The 271-nt window shown below is 44.3% G+C and carries 2 tRNA genes; both read left to right on the forward strand.

Going from position 1 to position 271, the window contains the following annotated elements:
* The first annotated feature begins 56 nt into the window (after window positions 1-56).
* Window positions 57-133, forward strand: a tRNA-Ile gene (locus BTHG_RS23900).
* Window positions 134-153: 20 nt separating this feature from the next.
* Window positions 154-229: transfer RNA gene (locus BTHG_RS23905), tRNA-Ala, on the forward strand.
* Window positions 230-271: the final 42 nt, after the last annotated feature.

A 271-nucleotide genomic window follows, 5' to 3' on the forward strand; every position in this document is an offset into this window, starting at 1 on the left:
CTGTATTATGTTTAGTTTTGAGAGAACTGATTGTTCTCAAAGTAAAATATATGAATGGGCCTATAGCTCAGCTGGTTAGAGCGCACGCCTGATAAGCGTGAGGTCGATGGTTCGAGTCCATTTAGGCCCACCATTCATCTTAAATATCCTTTTGGGGCCTTAGCTCAGCTGGGAGAGCGCCTGCTTTGCACGCAGGAGGTCAGCGGTTCGATCCCGCTAGGCTCCACCAATTTTACTGATGATATCTTAATTGATAGAAATCAGTTATTTT

Origin of the sequence: Bacillus timonensis (assembly GCF_000285535.1) — a bacterium.
Classification (GTDB): domain Bacteria; phylum Bacillota; class Bacilli; order Bacillales; family Bacillaceae_L; genus Ferdinandcohnia; species Ferdinandcohnia timonensis.